The organism is Streptomyces sp. TP-A0356 (assembly GCF_001417775.1).
In the GTDB taxonomy this organism is placed as follows: Bacteria; Actinomycetota; Actinomycetes; order Streptomycetales; family Streptomycetaceae; genus Streptomyces.
Genome location: NZ_BBZJ01000033.1, coordinates 45,911 through 63,742, shown reverse-complemented (window position 1 = coordinate 63,742; position 17,832 = coordinate 45,911). Strand labels below are relative to the sequence as shown.

General features: G+C 67.9%; 16 protein-coding genes and 3 pseudogenes. 6 read left to right on the top strand and 13 right to left on the bottom strand.

Features of this window, described 5'->3' with window-relative positions; translation table 11 throughout:
- Positions 1 to 198 precede the first annotated feature (198 nt).
- Positions 199 to 660, bottom strand: coding sequence for a GNAT family N-acetyltransferase (locus tag ASC56_RS38775; RefSeq protein ID WP_234377170.1), 462 nt, complete (start codon positions 658 to 660; stop codon positions 199 to 201).
- A gap of 469 nt (positions 661 to 1,129) precedes the next feature.
- Here ASC56_RS38775 and ASC56_RS42900 point away from each other — a divergent pair, with 469 nt between their 5' ends.
- Entirely contained in the window at positions 1,130 to 1,408 is a 279-nt protein-coding gene (locus ASC56_RS42900) for an IS3 family transposase (protein WP_055495207.1), read from the top strand.
- 237 nt (positions 1,409 to 1,645) lie between these two features.
- Here ASC56_RS42900 and ASC56_RS40835 read toward each other — a convergent pair whose 3' ends face one another.
- The 3 genes from ASC56_RS40835 to ASC56_RS32675 all read right to left on the bottom strand — a co-directional run bounded on the left by ASC56_RS40835 (position 1,646) and on the right by ASC56_RS32675 (position 3,779).
- The gene (locus ASC56_RS40835; RefSeq protein WP_159039755.1) at positions 1,646 to 1,897 is read right to left on the bottom strand and encodes a hypothetical protein; all 252 of its coding nucleotides are present in this window, start codon (positions 1,895 to 1,897) and stop codon (positions 1,646 to 1,648) included.
- A gap of 295 nt (positions 1,898 to 2,192) precedes the next feature.
- Positions 2,193 to 2,624, bottom strand: coding sequence for a TetR family transcriptional regulator (locus ASC56_RS32680; RefSeq protein WP_234377169.1), 432 nt, complete (start codon positions 2,622 to 2,624; stop codon positions 2,193 to 2,195).
- Between the two features lie 330 nt (positions 2,625 to 2,954).
- The gene (locus tag ASC56_RS32675) at positions 2,955 to 3,779 is read right to left on the bottom strand and encodes a helix-turn-helix transcriptional regulator (RefSeq protein WP_055495206.1); all 825 of its coding nucleotides are present in this window, start codon (positions 3,777 to 3,779) and stop codon (positions 2,955 to 2,957) included.
- A gap of 220 nt (positions 3,780 to 3,999) precedes the next feature.
- Between ASC56_RS32675 and ASC56_RS32670 the strand changes: the two genes are divergently transcribed.
- Complete coding sequence (locus tag ASC56_RS32670; RefSeq protein ID WP_055495205.1) at positions 4,000 to 4,737, top strand: SDR family oxidoreductase; 738 nt, start codon at positions 4,000 to 4,002, stop codon at positions 4,735 to 4,737.
- A 420-nt stretch (positions 4,738 to 5,157) separates the two neighbouring features.
- Here ASC56_RS32670 and ASC56_RS32665 read toward each other — a convergent pair.
- The 4 genes and pseudogenes from ASC56_RS32665 to ASC56_RS42395 form a co-directional block, all read right to left on the bottom strand.
- Positions 5,158 to 5,645: pseudogene (locus ASC56_RS32665) on the bottom strand (transposase); the annotation flags it as partial.
- Between the two features lie 113 nt (positions 5,646 to 5,758).
- Complete coding sequence (locus ASC56_RS32660; RefSeq protein ID WP_234377168.1) at positions 5,759 to 8,416, bottom strand: M48 family metalloprotease; 2,658 nt, start codon at positions 8,414 to 8,416, stop codon at positions 5,759 to 5,761.
- A 236-nt stretch (positions 8,417 to 8,652) separates the two neighbouring features.
- On the bottom strand, positions 8,653 to 9,081 hold the full coding sequence (locus tag ASC56_RS32655) for a hypothetical protein (RefSeq protein WP_199836128.1): 429 nt from the start codon (positions 9,079 to 9,081) through the stop codon (positions 8,653 to 8,655).
- Between the two features lie 106 nt (positions 9,082 to 9,187).
- Positions 9,188 to 9,600, bottom strand: a pseudogene (locus tag ASC56_RS42395) (cupin domain-containing protein).
- Between the two features lie 355 nt (positions 9,601 to 9,955).
- Between ASC56_RS42395 and ASC56_RS32650 the strand changes: the two are divergent.
- Together ASC56_RS32650 and ASC56_RS32645 are read left to right on the top strand one after the other, a co-directional pair.
- Positions 9,956 to 10,411, top strand: a complete 456-nt coding sequence (locus ASC56_RS32650; RefSeq protein WP_055495203.1) for a hypothetical protein — start codon at positions 9,956 to 9,958, stop codon at positions 10,409 to 10,411.
- Positions 10,412 to 10,525: 114 nt separating this feature from the next.
- The gene (locus ASC56_RS32645) at positions 10,526 to 12,295 is read left to right on the top strand and encodes a S8 family serine peptidase (RefSeq protein WP_055495249.1); all 1,770 of its coding nucleotides are present in this window, start codon (positions 10,526 to 10,528) and stop codon (positions 12,293 to 12,295) included.
- Positions 12,296 to 12,830: 535 nt separating this feature from the next.
- Here ASC56_RS32645 and ASC56_RS41340 read toward each other — a convergent pair.
- Positions 12,831 to 13,514: an IS630 family transposase gene (locus ASC56_RS41340; RefSeq protein ID WP_199836127.1), complete on the bottom strand. Its 684-nt coding sequence runs from the start codon at positions 13,512 to 13,514 to the stop codon at positions 12,831 to 12,833.
- An 82-nt stretch (positions 13,515 to 13,596) separates the two neighbouring features.
- A pseudogene (locus ASC56_RS43290) lies at positions 13,597 to 13,887 on the bottom strand (helix-turn-helix domain-containing protein); the annotation flags it as partial.
- A 439-nt stretch (positions 13,888 to 14,326) separates the two neighbouring features.
- Between ASC56_RS43290 and ASC56_RS32635 the strand changes: the two are divergent.
- On the top strand, positions 14,327 to 14,695 hold the full coding sequence (locus ASC56_RS32635) for a VOC family protein (protein ID WP_055495202.1): 369 nt from the start codon (positions 14,327 to 14,329) through the stop codon (positions 14,693 to 14,695).
- Here ASC56_RS32635 and ASC56_RS32630 read toward each other — a convergent pair.
- Positions 14,689 to 15,303: a transposase family protein gene (locus tag ASC56_RS32630; RefSeq protein ID WP_234377167.1), complete on the bottom strand. Its 615-nt coding sequence runs from the start codon at positions 15,301 to 15,303 to the stop codon at positions 14,689 to 14,691. The genes ASC56_RS32635 and ASC56_RS32630 overlap by 7 nt on opposite strands.
- A gap of 102 nt (positions 15,304 to 15,405) precedes the next feature.
- Complete coding sequence (locus ASC56_RS32625; RefSeq protein WP_055495201.1) at positions 15,406 to 16,224, bottom strand: dienelactone hydrolase family protein; 819 nt, start codon at positions 16,222 to 16,224, stop codon at positions 15,406 to 15,408.
- A gap of 96 nt (positions 16,225 to 16,320) precedes the next feature.
- Here ASC56_RS32625 and ASC56_RS32620 point away from each other — a divergent pair, with 96 nt between their 5' ends.
- On the top strand, positions 16,321 to 17,424 hold the full coding sequence (locus ASC56_RS32620; protein WP_079102854.1) for a GlxA family transcriptional regulator: 1,104 nt from the start codon (positions 16,321 to 16,323) through the stop codon (positions 17,422 to 17,424).
- A 145-nt stretch (positions 17,425 to 17,569) separates the two neighbouring features.
- On the opposite strand, the gene ASC56_RS43285 is transcribed toward ASC56_RS32620, so the two are convergent.
- Entirely contained in the window at positions 17,570 to 17,797 is a 228-nt protein-coding gene (locus tag ASC56_RS43285) for a hypothetical protein (protein WP_371330329.1), read from the bottom strand.
- Between the last annotated feature and the right edge of the window lie 35 nt (positions 17,798 to 17,832).

The following is a 17,832-nucleotide window of genomic DNA, read 5'->3' as shown; positions in this document are numbered from 1 at the left end:
AGTTTTAACGGCGCTGGGATCCTTGCCTGGACAGCATCGAGGTGCTCCTGGTGAAGGGCCCTGGTCATGCCGCAGATGTCAAAGGTCGAGCTGTACGCTGCGATCCGGCGCGACCACCGCGGCGGCATGACGATGCGGGAGATTGAGCGCAGTCCCCGCTCCTGCCCGGCCCGAGGAGCCCTCCAAGGCCGGATGGGCTCATTCACCAGGCCATTTGTCGCCTCGTATTCGGGCGTGGAGATGTTCGTCGTGCCACCCGTCCGCATGCAGTAGGGCGCTTCGCATAGTGCCTTCCAGGGCGAAGCCGGCCCTTGTCGCAACCCGACAGGATGCCGGGTTGGCTACGGAATGGGTGAGGCGCAGCCGGTGCAGGCCGATGACGTCTATCGCCCACCGGCTGAGGCGCACAGTGGCGTCGGCCATGACGCCGCCACCACGACCAGCTGGCAGCAGCCAGTACAGGATCTCAGCGCTCCCGCCCTTGAGATCGATGTCGCCCCAACCGATCATGCCCACTGGCCGCTCACCGAGCCGCGCGATGGCCCAGATCGCCGATTGCTCGGACTTCCAGCGCTCGTGCCAGCGGGCGATTCTCTCCCGCGCGTGACACGCCACGCCCTGGACGGTTCCACTGCTGAATGTCCGGGTCCAGACAGGCATCCACGAGGGCCTGGGCATCGTCTTGCCGCCACGGGCGTAGTTCAACGTTCCCGGCGAGCCGGAACATCGGTTGTTCGCTCTGACTCATCCGACCTGCAGGGGCCACGGCAGGTATCGAGGAGATCATCGCTGCATCATGCCACCTGGGCATTGTCGCCTGCCACAGCCGCTCAGCCTGCAGAAGCACTGTCCGAGCGCTCTGTCGACATGCTCCTCGCTACGTCGATGCTGCGCATCGGCGTTGATGCCAACCGACTCGCCAGTGCCACAGGCCCTCATGGTCCGTGACGATGAAGAGCGCGCTTCTATCTCTTCGCCCCTCCACCTCGCCCCATCGATCCCGATGGCTCCCCCCACCTCGCCATGCCCACATTCATCTCCTCATGTTCCAGCCACGACCACGCTCACCCCGTAGCAAGAGGCCGCATGGAAGAGGTGCGGCCCCTCCCGCCGTGAGGCCGAGGACGCGGTGCTGACCGAGACGATCAAAGCCCATCGAGCGGTCGCAGGCACCTACGGTGCCCCACGCATCCGCGCCGACCTGCGCGAGATCGACGGCCTGCCGGTCGGCCGCAGACGCGTGGCCCGGCTGATGCGTGAAGCCGGCCTGCAAGGGGTTCACCGGCGGACCGGCCGGGCGTCGCTGACCCGCCAGGACCGCCGGCCCACGGCCGCACCCGGCGGCATAGCCCGCAAGCCCATCCGCGTCTATCAGACTGGGGCAACTCCACAACGGAAAGGTCAGTAACACCCCTTCCAGCGTCAGGCCCGCGCCGTGTGCGTACGGCACGGGCCAGCAACTCCAGGCGGACCGCGAGTTGCTGGCGCGCCATCAGATCATCGGGACACACACAACCAGCGGAAGGCCGACACCCCAGCCGAACCACTCATGCCGGCGCGCGCACGTGAATGATCGAGGCTTGAAGTGCGCGGCGTCCAGGAACAGGTAGTCCAGCAAAGTTCAAACTGACCGCACGTGCGGGCCTCAGGTTAGATCCGGACCGAAGGTCAGTTCGCCGAAATCACCAGCGACGGTGATATTGACAGTCCCGTTGATGGTTACGTTCTCATTGTCTTCGCCGATCTGACAGGTGGCCTCAGTCACCCCGTCGTCGCACGCGCTTGGCACGTCGCGGCTGGTCTCGGATCCGGAGTATGCACTGGCCGTTGAGGCGCCACCGAACAGGGAAACGACTGCAATAGCCGTTGCGACTCCCAGCTTCACAGATTGACGCACTTAACCCTCCTTTGTGTTTACCCCCTATCCGACAGGTTGATTATCACTGTGCTGCGGTGGCGCCCCGGCAGCCCCCGCGCCGCGCATTCGAGTGACGTAATAGGATTATCCGAAAGTGTGTTGCGGGGCGCTACGCAGCTCTCCCGTTGTTATCCTCGAACTTTCAGGGCGAACCGGTCGAGGCCATCGGTGATGTGGCGGTCCATGGCCAGTGGCCGGCGAGGCGGAGGATCCGGCGGCGTCCTGTGGTCAAACCCGTTTGCTCGCGGTGATCGATGGCCGGGGTTGGGTGGCATCAGCTTTCAGGCCGTGCCTGTGCTGGTAAGGCGGTCACGGAAAGGGCGCGCAGGTCGTCGAAGGCTTGGAGGAGATGTGCATCCAAGCTCTGTGAGGGGTCGTCGATCCAGGCTTGGGCCGCATGGTGAAAGGCGGCCCACCCGGTCCGCGCAGCCAGGCCGGCCAGCCGGTCGGCGACTCCGCGCTGCCGCAGCGCCCCCGCTACGGCTTCAGCGAGTGAGGCGGCCTTGGCCAGGTCGCGTTCGCGGAATGCCGGTGTCGCCGCGATGACTTGTAGTCGTGGTTCGGCGAACGGGCGATTGTCCTCAAGGATCCGTTCGACCTTCCGGAAGGCGCAGCGCAGTATTTCGAGCGGCTGCAGACCCTCGGGCGTTGCGGCCACCGCCTGTATCAGCGCGGCGCGCAAGTCGGCTTCGCCGTCGAAAAGCACCTCTCGCTTGTCCGCAGGCGCTGGACCTGGTGACACCGCAGCACGCGATCGAGGCCGCCTACACCCAGGGCTGATGCGTTCTCAGGCGGCGAGATGAAGGGTCACCGGGTTCGGTGGGACGGGGGCCAACTTCGTCGTGCCCAACCGGGGTCGCGCCCGCCCCGGAGCCAACGGAGAAGTAACCGTGTGCAGCTCGGCATCGATGAGTGGCTGGGCCCCACGTGTCACCCGCGGTGGGGCGGCCCCGCTTCTTCAGGAACTGCTCGGCGCGCAGCCGCTGGCCCTCCGCCGCCGTACCGTGAGCGCTGATACCGCCGCCGGCCTCCTCGTTCATTCGCCGGTCACGGCTACGCCCTCATCGGGCGGTTCGCTGCTGTCGAAGTAGACAACCAGCGTCTGCTCCGGCTGTTCGGCCAGGTGAAAAGCGGTGTACGCATAATCGATCGGTCCTCGTTGCGGGTGTCGTAGCCGTTTCCGACCGCTGTGCCGGGCCTGCACCTCGTACTGCGGCCACCAGTCCCGCACCTCCGGGCTGCCCTCGTTGAGGTCCTCGATCAATCGGGTGTACCGCGGGTCGCCGAAATGTCGTGTCGCTAGCGTGCGAAGTCGGCCGAGCAGGCCGCGTGCCTCGGTTTCCCAGTCGACTAGAACGTCCCGGGCCACCGGTTCGAGAAACACCCAGCGGACGAAGTTGGCGGGCCGGTCCGCGTCAGTGATGAGCCTCGGGAACAACTCGTCGGCTGCCTGGTTGTGACTGAGGACGTCATAGTTGCCGTCGATGATGTACGCCGGGTTCGGCTGGAGCAGCAGGGGGACGGCCTCCGCCTCGGCCGTGAGCGGCTCGCGTTCCTCGGCTTCGGCCGGGGGCGCGTGACCGGCAAGCTGGAGAAGATGATGGCGCTCGTGCCGGTCCAGCCGCAGCGCCGCGGCGAGGGCGTTGAGCACCTGTTCGGAGACGCCGATCTCCCGCCCCTGCTCCAGGTACGTGTACCAGGTGGCGCTGATCCCGGCCAGCAGTGCCAGTTCCTCTCGGCGAAGTCCCGGAGTCCGACGGCGGCCGGTCCGGGGCAGGCCCACCTCGTCAGGGGTCAGGCGCTCTCTGCGGCTGCGGAGGAATTCACTCAGCTGGCGGCGTTGGTCCGGCTGCGCGGGCATGACGGGTGGTATCTCCAGTTCCAGAATAAATGCGTTCTGGATGCCAGGGTAAGTCCGGGCGGAGACTGGTGTGCGAGCACGGGCCGAGGCACTGCCGACGGCCTCATACGGTCACACCGGCACCCGGCCGTCCAGTGCGCAACGGCTTCCGCCACGCTCCTCCAGGACCCGCTGCCGCTCGGCACCCCGGCCCCGGTGCCCAGGATGGAGAGGGCAACTCATGTCAGGAATCGAGGGCAAAGTGGTGGCGATCACGGGAGCCAGCAGCGGCATCGGCGAGGCGACCGCGCTGCTGCTCGCCGAACGCGGCGCGCGACTCGTCCTCGGCGCACGCCGGTCCGAACGCCTGGCGGAACTGGTGGCCCGGATCGAGAAGGCAGGTGGCACAGCCGTGCAGATCCGCACCGACGTGACCCAGCGGCACGACCTGCAGGCCCTGGTCGCGCTGGCCAGTGAGTGCTTCGGCCGACTCGACGTACTCGTCAGCAACGCCGGTGTCGGCACCATCTCGCCGCTCGACGATCTGCGCGTCGACGAGTGGGACCACATGGTCGACGTCAACGTGAAGGGCGTCCTGCACGGGATCGGCGCCGCGCTGCCGGTCTTCCGGGCGCAGGGAACCGGCCACTTCATCACCACCGCCTCCACGGCCGCGTTTCGCATCGTGCCGACCATGGCCGTCTACGCCGGCACCAAGTTCGCGGTTCGGGCCATCTGCGAAGGGCTGCGCCAGGAAGCGGGCGACTCCCTGCGGGTGACCACCGTCTCACCTGGTGCGACTGCGACCGACTTCGCCGAGGCGTCAACCAACAGCCAGGTCAGAGCGGAGATCACGAAGATGCGGGACGACATCGCGATCCCGCCCGACGCGATCGCCCGGGCCATCGCTTTCGCGATCGAACAGCCTGCCACGGTCGACGTGAACGAGATCGTCGTCCGGCCAACCGCCCAGAGCTGACCTCCCCCGCCCTTCCGGTGCGGACACCCGCACCCGCCGGGCTGTTCCACGGGTCATATGGCAACACAGGACCGCTGGCCGGTGGGGTGGGTGGCATGCCTGAGTGGAAACGACGGACGCGACGCCAGATGATCAAGGTTGCTGAGACCGAAGATCGACCTGGAGCCGCGTCCGCGTGCAACCTTCCCTGATCAGCGTCCTCACGCGCCACTTCGAGGATGCAGCCGCGCCATGTCCACCCACGGACCCCTCTGAACTGGCCACGCTGACCGAGGTGTTGGACCCTCTCCCCTATCCCCCCCGGGTACGGGGACGTCGCTACCGGCTCGGCTCACTGCTGGGGCTGTGCCTGGTCGCCGTGCTCGGTGGCGCACGGTCGCTCGCGCAGATCGCCCGCTTCGCGGCCGACGCGGCACCTCGGGTCTTGCACCGGCGTATCGGACCGTCCGCCCACTCCTCGGGCACGAACAACCGCCACTGCAGCGGACAGGACGCGGTGTCGGAGACCGCGTGCACGCTCACCGCGACCTGGCAGTTGGCCTGCTTGCCCAGCGCCCCGCAGTGCTGGTGCGCGACGGCCACTGACATCCGGCCGTCCTTGGGGAACGACACATCATCGACCGCCCAGGATCCGGGCCGATCAGCGGCACCATCCGCTGCGCGATCCGCCGCCGCACCGGCACCGGATCCCAGGTCGACTGGTTCACGAACTGCTGCAGGTTCTGCTCGTTGCCGTCCGGCAGCCGCTCCGCCATCGGCTGGATCGACTTGCGCCGTCCGTCCAGATCAGCCCCCGCAGATAACAGTCGCCCTTGGCCCGCTGATCCTTCCGCGGCACCGAGGCGGACACATCACCTACGAATAACAGCTGACTTCGCCCGAGCACGGTTCACTTCGTGTGCGTCCACACCCTCGACATGCTCCCCAATAGGACCCAGAGGAAGACCGAGAGGAAGACCCAACGGAGTCCTACCAGCGCCGTCTCACCGTTCAACGCCACGCGAGCATTGATGCCGCCGCCCTACCCGGTGTAGTTTGCGGCGGCCTCAATACTCCGGAAGGCGGCGTTGGCGTCCTTTACCCCTTTCGCCAACTCATCGAGGGCAGCGACGAAGCGTCTACCGCGCTCGGAGTTCTGCGTGTCCGTCTCGCTGGAGGGAGCTGTTGTGGCTTCCTGGCAGGCAAGCGCGCCACTGTGTATCCCGTTCAGGGCGTCGGCCCAGGGCTTCTGCAAGGCCGGGTCGGGAACTGTGAAGTATCCCTGGGCATCCTTGACACGGGCGAGCATCGCACCGCAGGCGCGCTTGTACCCCTTTTCGTCGACCTTGACCGTGCCGTCCGGGTTCCTCGGGAGGGTCAGCAGCTTGTTCCGTTCGGCATCCAGATCGTTCGCGGCGGCGTTGATCTTCGCTAGGTACCCAACGCCGCCGGACCACCAGGACCAGATTTTCCAGCCCCGAACCTTGGGGTCCTCGCGCCTTGTTGGAGAGGCGCCCGGCGTCGGCGGCGCTGCGGTGGAGCCGCTTCCGGCGTCCCTGGCGAGGTCCTGAATGGACCTGAGCGAGCCCGGGGCGGCACCCGAGGCAGCGAGGCGGGGGCCCGGCATGGCGATCAGCAGCACGGTGGGAACGGCGAGCCCGAAGACGGCGGCGACTTCGGGCAATCTCCATCGCCTGGCTCGTGGTTCAGCCTGGCGCGGCAGGACGCGCCCCTGTCCCATCGGAGTTCGGCGCAGCCTCTGTGCCACCCACGCCCCGCCGGCGCCGATCAGGGCTCCGCACGCGGAGCTGAGGACCGCGTTGACCAGGGTGAAATCGACGACACGTCTGCCGAACGCCACCCCGTTCACGGGGCGCCAGTGACAGACGTCGATTATCCCGTTGAACGGGGCAAGGCAGCCGTCGGCGGTGTAGAGGAGAAACACGGCTCCGTAGGCGAGCAGTTGGGCTACCTGCGCAGCGATCAGCGCCTTCAGCAGCCAGTGCCTGCGGGAGAAGGCTGCCACGAGTGCGGCGGTCAGGAAGCAGGCAGCCAGTACCGTTGCGATCATCCACCACACGTGGACCAGCATGTAGGGGCCGGTGCGCTCCTTCAGGGTGGCCGGACGCTGTTTATAGAGCTGGTACATCGCCGTGGCGAGCCCGGCCCAAGCGATGAGGGCGCCCGCGAGGCCTGCGGCGAGCGTGCGGCGCAGTCGGAGGCTGACTCCTGCGCGGTACACGATCGTGAGGCTGAGCGGTACAAGCCAGATGAGGAGGGTTGCGGCTTTGGCGACGGGGTTCTGGAAGAGCGCCGTGAGCAGCATCAGCATGTGCGAAAGTGCGGACAGGTCCATTCGGTAGTTCTGCCAGTCCCCCGGCACCAGCGTGGCGTATTGCTTGGCCAGTATTGTGCCGTCTTGGTCGCCTGCGCCCATCGCAATGATGCGGCCTCCCCACAGCCACCACATCATTCCGCTCCACAGCACCATGGCGGTCACTAGCGCGCAGAGCGTCGCTGCACCCCAGCGCCACCCCCGTTTCGGCAGCTGTAAGGCCAGGGGCAGGACCTGGGACCACCAGATCGCCGGGATTGCCCCGATGATCAGGAACGCCGCAAGGTACTGGGTCTGCGGCAGTAGCCACTCGGTTCGGCCGAGGCCGCTGGCCACGAACTCACCGACCAGCAATCCGCATCCGAGGCCGAGGCCGGGAACGGCATCAGAGCCGGTGCTCCTGTTGGCAGGATGCCTCGAGCGAATGATCGGCAGGCCGAGGGTGAGACAGACCACCGGGGTGACCAGCGCTACGGTGAGTCCCACCGCGGTGGTCGCCGGCATCAGTTCCATGAACGCGGGATAGAGCAGACTTGCCGACACGCCGGCCAGGAACATCTCCAGCGGGCGGGCCCGGAAGAGGCGGCCGGTGTCAGCCAGTACGCCTCTGCGCTCCGCCCAATCAGGATGTGTTCGCAGCAGTGGGGTCAGCCGGTGCACCACAGGGGCCACCGGGCCGACCGGATCAGGCTGGTTCCAGCTCCCGGGACTCGCACCCCAGGCCACCGCCTGGAGATCAGCCTCAAATTCACGGTGCCGCAAGAGGCCGGCGCGAGCCAGGTGGACCAGCACGGCGAGCAACAGACCGAACATGAGCTCGGCAGCGAGCACCGGCACCCCGGCAGGCCACCACGGCGACCGGGTCCCGCTCAGAGCAAGGAAGGCGATCCACCCGACGTTGGCGAAGGTTGGCACCAGGGCCACGGCGACGAAGACCCGCCACAGTGCCGTACTCGCGTATGCCAAGTCCACGTCGCGGTGGTGCACATGGGCGAGTTCGTGGAGGACCACGGCACGAAAGCCGTCAGGGTCCGCGCTGCGCCGGGCCAGCAGGCCCACGTGCAGGCGCACTGTGTATCTGCCGGTGCGCCCGTAGACGCTGGCTCCGGAGGTCATCCGGGTCGGATCGACACGGAAGGTGAGGTGCGCACGGATCGCGGCACGCTCACGCATGACTTCAAGTTCCGCTCGCAGTGTCCCGTCCGGGTCGACCGTCTCGACCGCAAGGGTGCCGCCGCGCCGGTCGCGTACCTTCGGCAGCAGCCAGTACACCAGCCCCGCGATCACGAGCATCGCCAGTGTCGCGATCATGCCCGCGTACGGGAAATTCACCTGCTTGGCCAGACACTTCGTCAGGGCATCCATGTTGGCCTCCTGTGCAAGGAGGTTGGCCTGGTCACCACTGTTCGGGTCGAACCCGGCTGCGTATAAGCAGCCCGTCGTTCCCTGGAGTATGGCTACCGTGTCCGGCCCACGCTGCATGAGCATGAGCCTCTCGAACTCGATTTGGAGCATCCTGACACCCGATGCCGTCACGAGAATCATCAGGAGGGCGAAGCGGGCTCCCGTCCCGGAAACACCCCGGACCGCGGACAGGACTCTCACGCGAGGGCTTCCGGCTCCGCAGGTGTTTCAGGTTGGCTGGGCAGACTCGGATGCGTTCCCGTGGCGATGCGTGCCAGCACGCTGTCCGCAAGGGCCTCTGCGTCCTGGAGTGCTATCCCGCGCTCAGCGCCCCTCTCCAGGATGTGCGCGCGCAGAAGGGCCATCTCCGGTGGCGTGAGCACGGGCAGCACTTGGGGCGGTACGGTCCGGTCGCGGCGCATCAGCCTGCGGAGCCTCGCCCGGCTTCGCGTGATCGCGGTGTCAGTGGCCATGTCGATGGTGCGCCGGGAGACTTGGTCGAGGACGCCCCAGACGACCGGGGTGACCAGCGCGGCCAGTTCGGCGTAGCCGAATCCGAGAGGTTCCCGCCCCTGCCCTCGCCGGGTGAGAGTGCGGATGACCTCATCGTCGCCGAGCGTCCTCAAACTATCGACCAGCGGCAGTTCTTGGGGAGCGCATTCTGCAACCACCTCACGCACCAGATCCCGGACCCGTACCATCGCCAACCTCCGCCCTGGTAAAGCATGTTGCCTACACTTCAGCACACTCTTTTGAGCAGTGAAGAGACAATCGTGAACGATCACGATCTTCGGCTCTGTCGGCTGATGTTGTGACGTGGTATGAGATGCCGTCTATGCCCGCGGTGAGGCTTCGAGCGGAGCCGTGGGGGAGCCAGAGCAGGCTGCCCTCGGTGAGTGGTTGGGGGTCGAGTGCCGTGCCCAAGGTGCCCCTCCGGCGATGACGAGGAGGAGGATGTCGAGGTCCGGCTCGGTGTGGGTGTCGATGCGTTCGCCGGGTGAGATGCGGACGAGGTTGGCGTCGAGCTGCCGTCCGGGATCGGTCAGCCGCCAGAACGCTCCGGTCGCAACGGGGTCGCGGGCGGCGAGCTAACGCGCGTCGCAGAGCAGCTGTGTCGATGACCCAGAGCGACCGCATGGCTCCATGCCTGCCTCGTTGCAGCCCAGTGCTGCACTCGGTAGGACGGCCCGCTGTTTGGCCGACGGTGTCGCTGAAGGCGATGCAGAGGTGCCCGTCGAGGGCTTCGGGGCTCCTGCATGCCGCCGGGTCTGAAGCCCCTGCCGTCCGCGCCGTCGTCCGCCGCGGTCCAGCAAACCATCCTGCCGCGCCGACGACGGCTCACCACTCGCCGGATCCGATCGGGGGGATTCTTTCCTCCTGAGCGGCTCCCCCGATTGCGGTCGTGGCGACGCCACCTTAGCTTCAGCGCGTCGGAATCAATCCGAAAAAGCCGACATCATCCCTTATGTCGGCTTTCCTGCGGTATCGAATGGAGCATTCATGTCGGTGATGACCGGTACCCCGCCCCTGCAGCAGTTCGGCCAGCAGATCGGCGGCCCGCAGCAGCAGCTCGCGCAGGTGGTCCAGCAGACGATCCAGCAGGCCTGCCAGCAGGCTAGCCAGCAGATCGCGCAGCGCATGCAGCAGACGCTGCAGCAGATCCAGCAGGTCCAGCAGCAGCTGCAGCAGCAGGGCATTCCCCAGCAGCACGCGCACCCGTACCTGGCTGTCGCGCTGCACACGGCGCTGCTGCAGGGCGTGCGCAGTGCGGTGGAGCAGTCCGTGCAGCAGGCGCTGCCGACCGCGATCCTGACGCTGATGCAGCAGAGCCAGCAGGGCCAGCAGCAGTGGGGCGGCGGGTTCGGCCAGCAGTCGTTCGGCCAGCCGTACCAGCAGCAGTACCAGCAGCCTGGCTTCGGTTTCGGCCAGATGGGTCAGCCCTTCGGTATCGGCTGATTGCTGGCGGCCCGTGATGCGGTGTGCCCGGGAGTCGTTCCCGGGCACACCGCATCACCATGGAAGCGCGAGCCGCCCGTGATCCGGATCAGAAACACAAAGACCGACGTAGGCATGGTGAAGGTGGACGTGATGGTCAAGGACAGGCCCGGAAACAAGCTCCGGAACAACCGCCAGAGCGAATCCGAGGACGCGGGTGCCGGCGGCGAGCTGGGCCCCGAGGACAGAGAAGCAGCGCCACGCAAGAAGAGGGCACCGTCACCGATCACGGTGCAGCCGCGCCGGCAGCGGTACATGGTGACACCGCTGCCGCAGCAACTGCTCCCACCAGGAGTGCCCGAACTGGGCATGGACGGGGTGTGCGACCGGCTGGAGGGCATGCCCGACGTCACGGTGATCCGCAGACTCCAGCCGTCCGAGAAGCTGCAGTCGGCCGGGGTCTTTCCCTCCTGCCCGGAGATCGCGGTCGTCGAAGCCGCCGAGACCCAGCTGCCGGCGATGCGGGCACTGCACGTGCACATCGAGCCGGACCTGCCGCTGTCCGGCGCCGGGCCTGCCACCACGCAGGCCCCAGGGATGCTGCCGCTGCACGACCCGGGGCTGGTCCTGCCGCTGGAGAAGCCCGTGGAAATCTCGCTGCGCGTCTGCGGCCCGGACGACGAACCGCTGGCCGGCGCAGGGGTCTTCCTGATCGGGTCGACCTGGCCGGGCCAGGGCATCACCGCCCCCGACGGGACGGTCACCGTCACCCTGGCCACCGAGACCGAACAGTCCGTCCAGTTGCTGTACGTCCGCCCCAAGGGCGGCTACACGGACCGCTGGATCCACCGCCCCGACCTGTCGGCGACCCAGGAGAACGTCGTCACCCTCACCCCGCTGGCCAAGGTGTACCCGGAACTGGAGGAACGCCAGCAGTACAGCTGGGGCCAGCAGGCCATGCGGCTGGACCGGCTACCCCCCACATTCCGCGCCTTCGGCATCAAGATCGCTGTCATCGGTACGGGCGTCAGCACCGACCACCCCGACCTGAAACAGCGGGTGCGCTCCGGGGCCGACCTCGTGCACGGCACGCAGGAGGGCTGGAGGCACGATCCGGCCGGAAGCGGTACCCACGCGGCCGGCATCATCGGCGCCGCCGACACCGGCAAGGGCATCATCGGCATCGCCGCCGACGCCGAGCTCGACGTCTGCCAGGTGATGCCCGACGGCCACTTCAGCGACCTGATCGCTGCCCTCGACCACTGCATCGAACGCGAGGCCGACCTCGCCCACATCCAAGTGGCAACCCCGTACCCATCGGCACTTGTCTCCCGCAAACTCGCCGACGCCAGCGCAGCCGGCATCGCCTGCATCGCCCCGGCAGGCGACACCGGCGGGCCGATCGCCTTCCCCGCCTCACTGCCCACCGTCTTCGCCGTAGGCGCCCTGGGAGCCTTCGGAACCTACCCGCCCGACACCTCCCAAGCCACCCACACAGGTCCGCAGCTGACACCCGAAGGACTGTTCGCCGCCCCGTTCAGCAGCCAGGGCCCCGGCATCGACGCAGCCGCCCCCGGTGTGGCCGTCCTGTCGTGCGCCCCAGGGGGCGGCTACACGGCCCTCGACGGCACCGGCACAGCCTCGGCTCACGTCGCAGGCCTGGCCGCCCTCATCCTCGCCCACCACGAGGACTTCCACGGCCAGCTGCTGCCCCGCGGCCCCGGCCGGGTACAGCACCTCTTCGAGATCATCGCCGCCAGCTGCCGCCAACTGGCCGCCCCCGGCACAGCGGAGGCCGCCCGCACCGGACGCGGCCTGCCCGACGCCCTCGTCGCCCTCGGACTGGCCCCCGGCATGCAGCTCGCTCCTGCCCTGCTGCCCTACGCCCCCTCCATGACCGGGTAGGTCCCTACCCGCGGCCTGCTGGCCGGACGGCACCCGCCCCGAGGGCTGGTGCCGTCCGGCCAGCAGCACAGGCAGTCTCGAAGCCGGGTCTTCCCGGGTCCGGGCTTCGAGCCTTTCTGCTCGTCATGGCGCCATGAAGTGCTGATCTCGCCTGTGTCAGCGGGCTCATGCGGGCTGTTTTGCGGCGTCGTTGTTCGCCAGGCGGGAGAGGAGGGTTTCAGGGTCGACGGCAACGTGTTCTCGTAGGAGTTGATGAGGGAAGGCGTAGCCGCTGCCGAGGCGTCGGAGGAGGATTCGTCGTTCGGCGTCGTGGAGGAATTGTTTGTAGTGCAGTGGGGTATCGCCGCTGGCCGCTAGTGCTGCGACCGGAAAGGTTCACCGGCTCGCGACGCCCGGCCCGGCACCTCGCCGCGTTGTCGCATCGCCCGAGTACATCCAGTACGCGGGCGACGCTCCGCCTTGCGATGCACCGCACCGGACGCCGCGAGCTTCCCGGCAAACCTTTCCGGCCACAGCACTAGTAGATTGTCGCGGCTTAGTTTTGCTGTGTAGTTGGGTAGAGGTGGCGCAGTTTCACACGTGCGTCGTCGGTGGTGAAGTGCCAGTCGACTTGGCGCTGGTTGCTGTTGGTGTGCTGCTGCCAGGCGGCAAGTTCGGTGTTGAGCACGGCGAGGTCGTCGATGCGGCGGTCCAGGCACTGGCGGGTGAGCGCGGAGAGCTCGATCTCGGCGATGTTGAGCCAGGACCCGTGTTTGGGGGTGTGGTGGATCTCCAGGCGCTGGGCCAGCGCGAAGGCCTTCCCCGGGTCGAACGCCTCGTAGAGCGAGGCGGTGGTGTGGGTGTTGAGGTTGTCCACCACCAGCACGACCGTGGCGGCGTCGGGATAGTCCACGGTCAGCAGGTGCTCGACCTGGTGCGCCCAGTCGACCCTGGTCCGGCGGGGCCGGGCGTCCACGCGCCGCCATCCGCGCAGCGGCTCGACCCAGCAGAAGATCGAGCAGGTCCCCGAGCGGACGTACTCGTTGTCCTCGCGCCGGTCACGGCCCGGCCGCGCGGGAAGCGGATCGCGGACGTGGCCGAGCAGCTGGTACGGCTTCTCGTCCATGCACACCACCGGGCGCGCCGGATCGAAGGGGCGGCGGTAGACCGCCAGGACGTCCTCCATCGCCGCGGCGAAGGCCGCGTTCGCAGCGGGCGGGATGGTCCAGCACTTCTTCACGTGAGGACGCAGTTCCGTTTTTTAACACCCGGCCGATCGTGGAGTGGTCCAGATCCGGGATGTCCTCGACCAGCGCGACGTGCTTCTCCAGCAGGCGCAGCGACCACCGGGCATGTCCCTTGGGCGGCGTCGAGCAGGCCAGTGCGATCAGCCTCGCCTCGACCTCGCCGGTCACCGGGGAGGGCACCGGCGGGCATGCGCGTTCCTTCCGGCCGACCGTGGCCCACACATCGCCGCCGCTCTCCGCGTACCGCTTCGAGACCAGCCGGACGGACTCGCACGAGACCCCGACCCGGTCTGCGATCACCGCCCGCGGATCGACCTCGCCGACCGACGTGTCCAACGCGAGCAGCACCCGCGCCCGCCTGATCATCGACGCGCTGCGGACCCCCGTCGTCGTCACCCGCACCAACGCCAGACGATCTTCGACACTCAACGCAACCGGATACTTCTTCTGCGAGGACACGGCACCCCTGCCCGGCCGAACGGAAGCAACAAGGGAAGCTTGCCCAACCCCAACTCCACCAACCAGAACAATACTTAGCCGCGACAATCTACTAGGACGGCGCGGATTGCCCAGTGGCGGACGATGGCGACGCCTCCGTATCGGTAGGCGCGGGCTACGCCGAACAGCGAGGCTGCGCCATCTTGAAGTGGCTGGTCAGCAGGGGTGGTGTGACCCCGTTTCGGGCTGCTCGTACTGGTCGTGGGCGGCAGTCCGGGGTGTAGATCGTCTGGCAGGGCGGTTTTGCCGATGAGTTCACCGTCCTCGAACGGTCCACCCAGCGACACGACTTCTCGACAGGAGCGCCATGTCCACCATCCAGCCAGTGATCATCACTGCCGACCAGGACCTCCTGCTCGGCTTCTATACAAAATTGTTCGGCGCCGAGGAGACCTTCCGGGTGCCGGCGGAAGGCCCGGCCTTCTACCTCGGCTTGCGCATCGGCGACACCGACCTCGGGCTGGTAACCAAGACGAACCCAGGGACCGGGGCGGCACCGCGGATCCTGCTCAGTATCGGTGTCGACGACGTCGACGAGACGCTCGGCCGGGTGACGGCGCTGGGCGGCTCGGTCCGCAGCGGCCCCAACGACATGCCGTGGGGACAGCGCGTCGCCCACATCCAGGACCCCGACGGCAACCCGGTGAACCTCACCCAGCCGATCCCGGCTCAGTGACGTTGTTCCGGGTGCTTGTGCTGGTCGCGGGCTGCCTGCGGTATGGAGCAATTGCCTGTAGTGGCCTCGATGTTCGTCAGTACGAGCAGCGCGCGAAGCAGGTGGGTGGCGCGAGCGGGGTCAGTGCGGAGCTTGGTGAGGATCCGCCAGTTCTTCAGATGGGCGAAGCCGCGTTCGACCGGGGCGCGTCCGGCGGCCAGGATGCGGTTGGCCTCCCTTTCGGCGGGTGTGAGCTTGCGGGCGCGGGTGGCCTTGAAGCCGGTGACGACCACGGGATCGTCCCCGTCGTCGTCCAGGCCGATAGAGCCCAGGTGGGCCAGGGCGCCGAGGCCGGCAGCGCGCAGGTGGGCCAGGATGTGGTCGCGGCGGGCGGCGGTGATGTCGTGGGTGCGGCCGGGCCGGGCGGCCGATATCCACACCAGATGGCCCCGCTCGTCGGTCAGGGCAATCAGGTGCAGGCCGTAGCGGCGATGCTTGCCGGAGTAGTTCGGGCGGTTCGGGCGGTTCGCGCGGCCGGTGCGGCGCTGGGTGGGGATGAGGGTGCCGTCGATCAGGACGACCTCCCCGCCCCGCTTGGCGATCTTCTTCAGGGCGCGGTGGCCGGCCATCTCGGCAGGGACATCGGTGCAGCGCACCCGGTGACTGCGACCGGCGCATGGCCTGCGGCTTGCCAGGTGAGCCCGGGCAGGGGTCCCGGCGAGGCTTGCGCGTCACCCGCTGAGCCGCTCCGCGAGGAAGGCGATGATCTCATCCCGGGCACGCACCGTCGGGTGACCCTGCTCGTCCACCAGATGTGCCGTGACGACGCTGTGGGCGCACCCGACGACGTCCCGGAAGAAGGGTGGAGGGTTGGTGTTCGCCGCGTCGGCGGGAAGCACGCGGCCGTCGAACGCTTCGCCGAGCAGCGCTTGGTAGGCCGCGAACCGCCGGCCCGTGCACCACCTGTCGTTGTCGAAGCGGTAGGCGAGCACCGTCAATCCGTCTCGTTTGATGCGTTCGGCAACGGCAACTGCGTCTTCGTCTCCGATCTCCAGCCCCCCGGGGTCGTCCAGCGGCAGCGAGGGATGATTGACGACCGGGGCTATGACGGCCGGTTCGAGGGCCATGGTCAGGGCGAAGTTGCCGGTGAAGCACAGTCCGACCGTGCCGATGCCCGGCCCGCCGCACTCCGTGTGCGCGATACGCGCGAGGCCGCGCAGCCACGCCACGACGGGGCTGGTGCCGCCCCCGGCGAACGCACGGAACTCGGCGCTGACGCATACGCGACGGACGACGGCCTCGCCTGCCTCGGTGGTTGGGTAGGCGCCGTCGACGCCGAAGAGAGAGGGCAGATACACGCAGAAGCCGGCGTCGCGTACCCAGCGTGCCAACCGCGCAACATCGGGGCTGATGCCCGGCATCTCGGGCATCAGAACGACGCCGGGTCCTGTCCCGGCAACATACACGGTCTTGCTGACGTCATGGACGCTGACGGCTCTCCGGGAGAAGTCGTCCAAGGGGTCGTCGCGCCGCGTTCGTACGGTTGTCATGATCGAGAGTGTGGTGAGACACTCGCCGCAAGAGAAGCGGCGACATCGCCACATAGAGCGGCGATATCGCCACTCCTGCGGGGAGCCGGAGGAACCATGCAACCGCTGCGCCTGGGTGTGCTGGCGTATCCCGGCTGTTTCGCCTCGGAGGTGTTCGGGATTCCCGACCTGCTGGCCATGGCCGACCACATCGCCGCGGCGCAAGGGTCGGATCGACCGCCGTACGAGGTGTCCGTCGTCTCGCCCCGGCGGCGGGTGGTCGCGTCCGGCGGCTCGGCCATAGAGGTCTCGGCGTTGCGCCCCGTCGATGTCCTGATCGTGCCGGGTTTTGAGCTCTCGCCCGGGCTCGATCTCGACGCGACGCTCGCGAACCTGGGGTCCGAAGTGGCGGCGATTCGCTCGCAGGCCGCCTCCGGTGTCGCTGTCGTGTCGATCTGTGTCGGCGCCTTCCTCGTCGCTGAGGCAGGCCTGCTCGAGGGGCGCGAGGCGACGACGTCCTGGCTGTTCGCGGACCAGTTCGCCCGTCGATACGCCAACGTGAAGGTGCGCCCCGAGCACCTGGTGGTCACCGACCGCGGGGTGACGACGACCGCCGCCTTCAGTGCCATGTACGACTTCGCGCTCCAGTTGATCCGTGAGCACGACGGCCCCCGCGTCGCTCGCAGCACAGCACGCATCGCGCTCGTGGACGACGCACGCTCCACTCAAGCTCCCTACGTCGACCTGGAGTTGATGCCTGCCGTCGGCCGTGAGTTCTCACTCGGTGTGAAGCGGTGGCTCGACCGGAATCTCGCAGCTCGCTACGACCTGACCGCCCTCGCCGATGCGTTTCACGTCAGCACCCGAACCATGCTGCGTCGCTTCGGCCAGGAGACCGGTCAGACCCCGCTCGCATACGTGCAATCCGCTCGGGTCCGCCGGGCTCGTCACCAGTTGGAGACGACCGACAGGACCATCGTGCGCATCGCCGCCGACCTCGGGTACGCGGACACGAGCACCTTCAGCGCCATCTTCGCGCGGCACACGGGCCAGCGGCCGCGGGACTACCGCGCCACCTTCCGCCGGCCTGTTCGCGAAGCGGGCCGCAACGCCGCCCAGGCCCAGGGCCCTGATCTCCCAGAGCCCGTTCGGACCCGGTTCATGTCCTCCAGCTCCCACTCCCGTGGTGCAGCCCCTCACATCCGGTCAAGGACCGGTTAGAGCGCTCGGAATGGCCGTACTGACGGGGTGGTGCCGGAGGTTACGGCATGGTGTGTCCTGACCCTGCTCGGCGAGCTGGACTTCGAGGCCGGCTTGCGCTTGTCGGCAAAGCGGACGTTCTTGCGGTCGGCGGCGCGTCTTTCGTTCAGGGACTTGTACTCGGAGGCCGGCTGGCGGTCACAGTACAGCTCGACGGCGGGAAGCGGGTGACGTCCGGGCCGACGGCATCCGCGCGTCCTGCGACATCCATGCCCCGGACGCGCGTCTTGGGCGCGCGCAGCCCGAAGCCCAGGGCGCGGATCACGTACGGCTGGCCCGTGGTGAGGTGCCAGACGCCCGGGTCGACGGAGGCCGCGTGGACCCGTATCAGCACATCGCCGCTACCGGGCTCCGGCCGCGCGATCTCTC

Excerpts from the sequence above, each read along its gene's own strand:
- ASC56_RS38775 (WP_234377170.1), bottom strand. The coding sequence starts at position 660 with ATGCCTGTCTGGACCCGGACATTCAGCAGTGGAACCGTCCAGGGCGTG.
- ASC56_RS32675 (WP_055495206.1), bottom strand. The coding sequence starts at position 3,779 with ATGCCCGCGCAGCCGGACCAACGCCGCCAGCTGAGTGAATTCCTCCGC.
- ASC56_RS32670 (WP_055495205.1), top strand. The coding sequence starts at position 4,000 with ATGTCAGGAATCGAGGGCAAAGTGGTGGCGATCACGGGAGCCAGCAGC.
- ASC56_RS32660 (WP_234377168.1), bottom strand. The coding sequence starts at position 8,416 with ATGGATGCCCTGACGAAGTGTCTGGCCAAGCAGGTGAATTTCCCGTAC.
- ASC56_RS32650 (WP_055495203.1), top strand. The coding sequence starts at position 9,956 with ATGTCGGTGATGACCGGTACCCCGCCCCTGCAGCAGTTCGGCCAGCAG.
- ASC56_RS32645 (WP_055495249.1), top strand. The coding sequence starts at position 10,526 with ATGGTGAAGGTGGACGTGATGGTCAAGGACAGGCCCGGAAACAAGCTC.
- ASC56_RS32635 (WP_055495202.1), top strand. The coding sequence starts at position 14,327 with ATGTCCACCATCCAGCCAGTGATCATCACTGCCGACCAGGACCTCCTG.
- ASC56_RS32630 (WP_234377167.1), bottom strand. The coding sequence starts at position 15,303 with ATGGCCGGCCACCGCGCCCTGAAGAAGATCGCCAAGCGGGGCGGGGAG.
- ASC56_RS32625 (WP_055495201.1), bottom strand. The coding sequence starts at position 16,224 with ATGACAACCGTACGAACGCGGCGCGACGACCCCTTGGACGACTTCTCC.
- ASC56_RS32620 (WP_079102854.1), top strand. The coding sequence starts at position 16,321 with ATGCAACCGCTGCGCCTGGGTGTGCTGGCGTATCCCGGCTGTTTCGCC.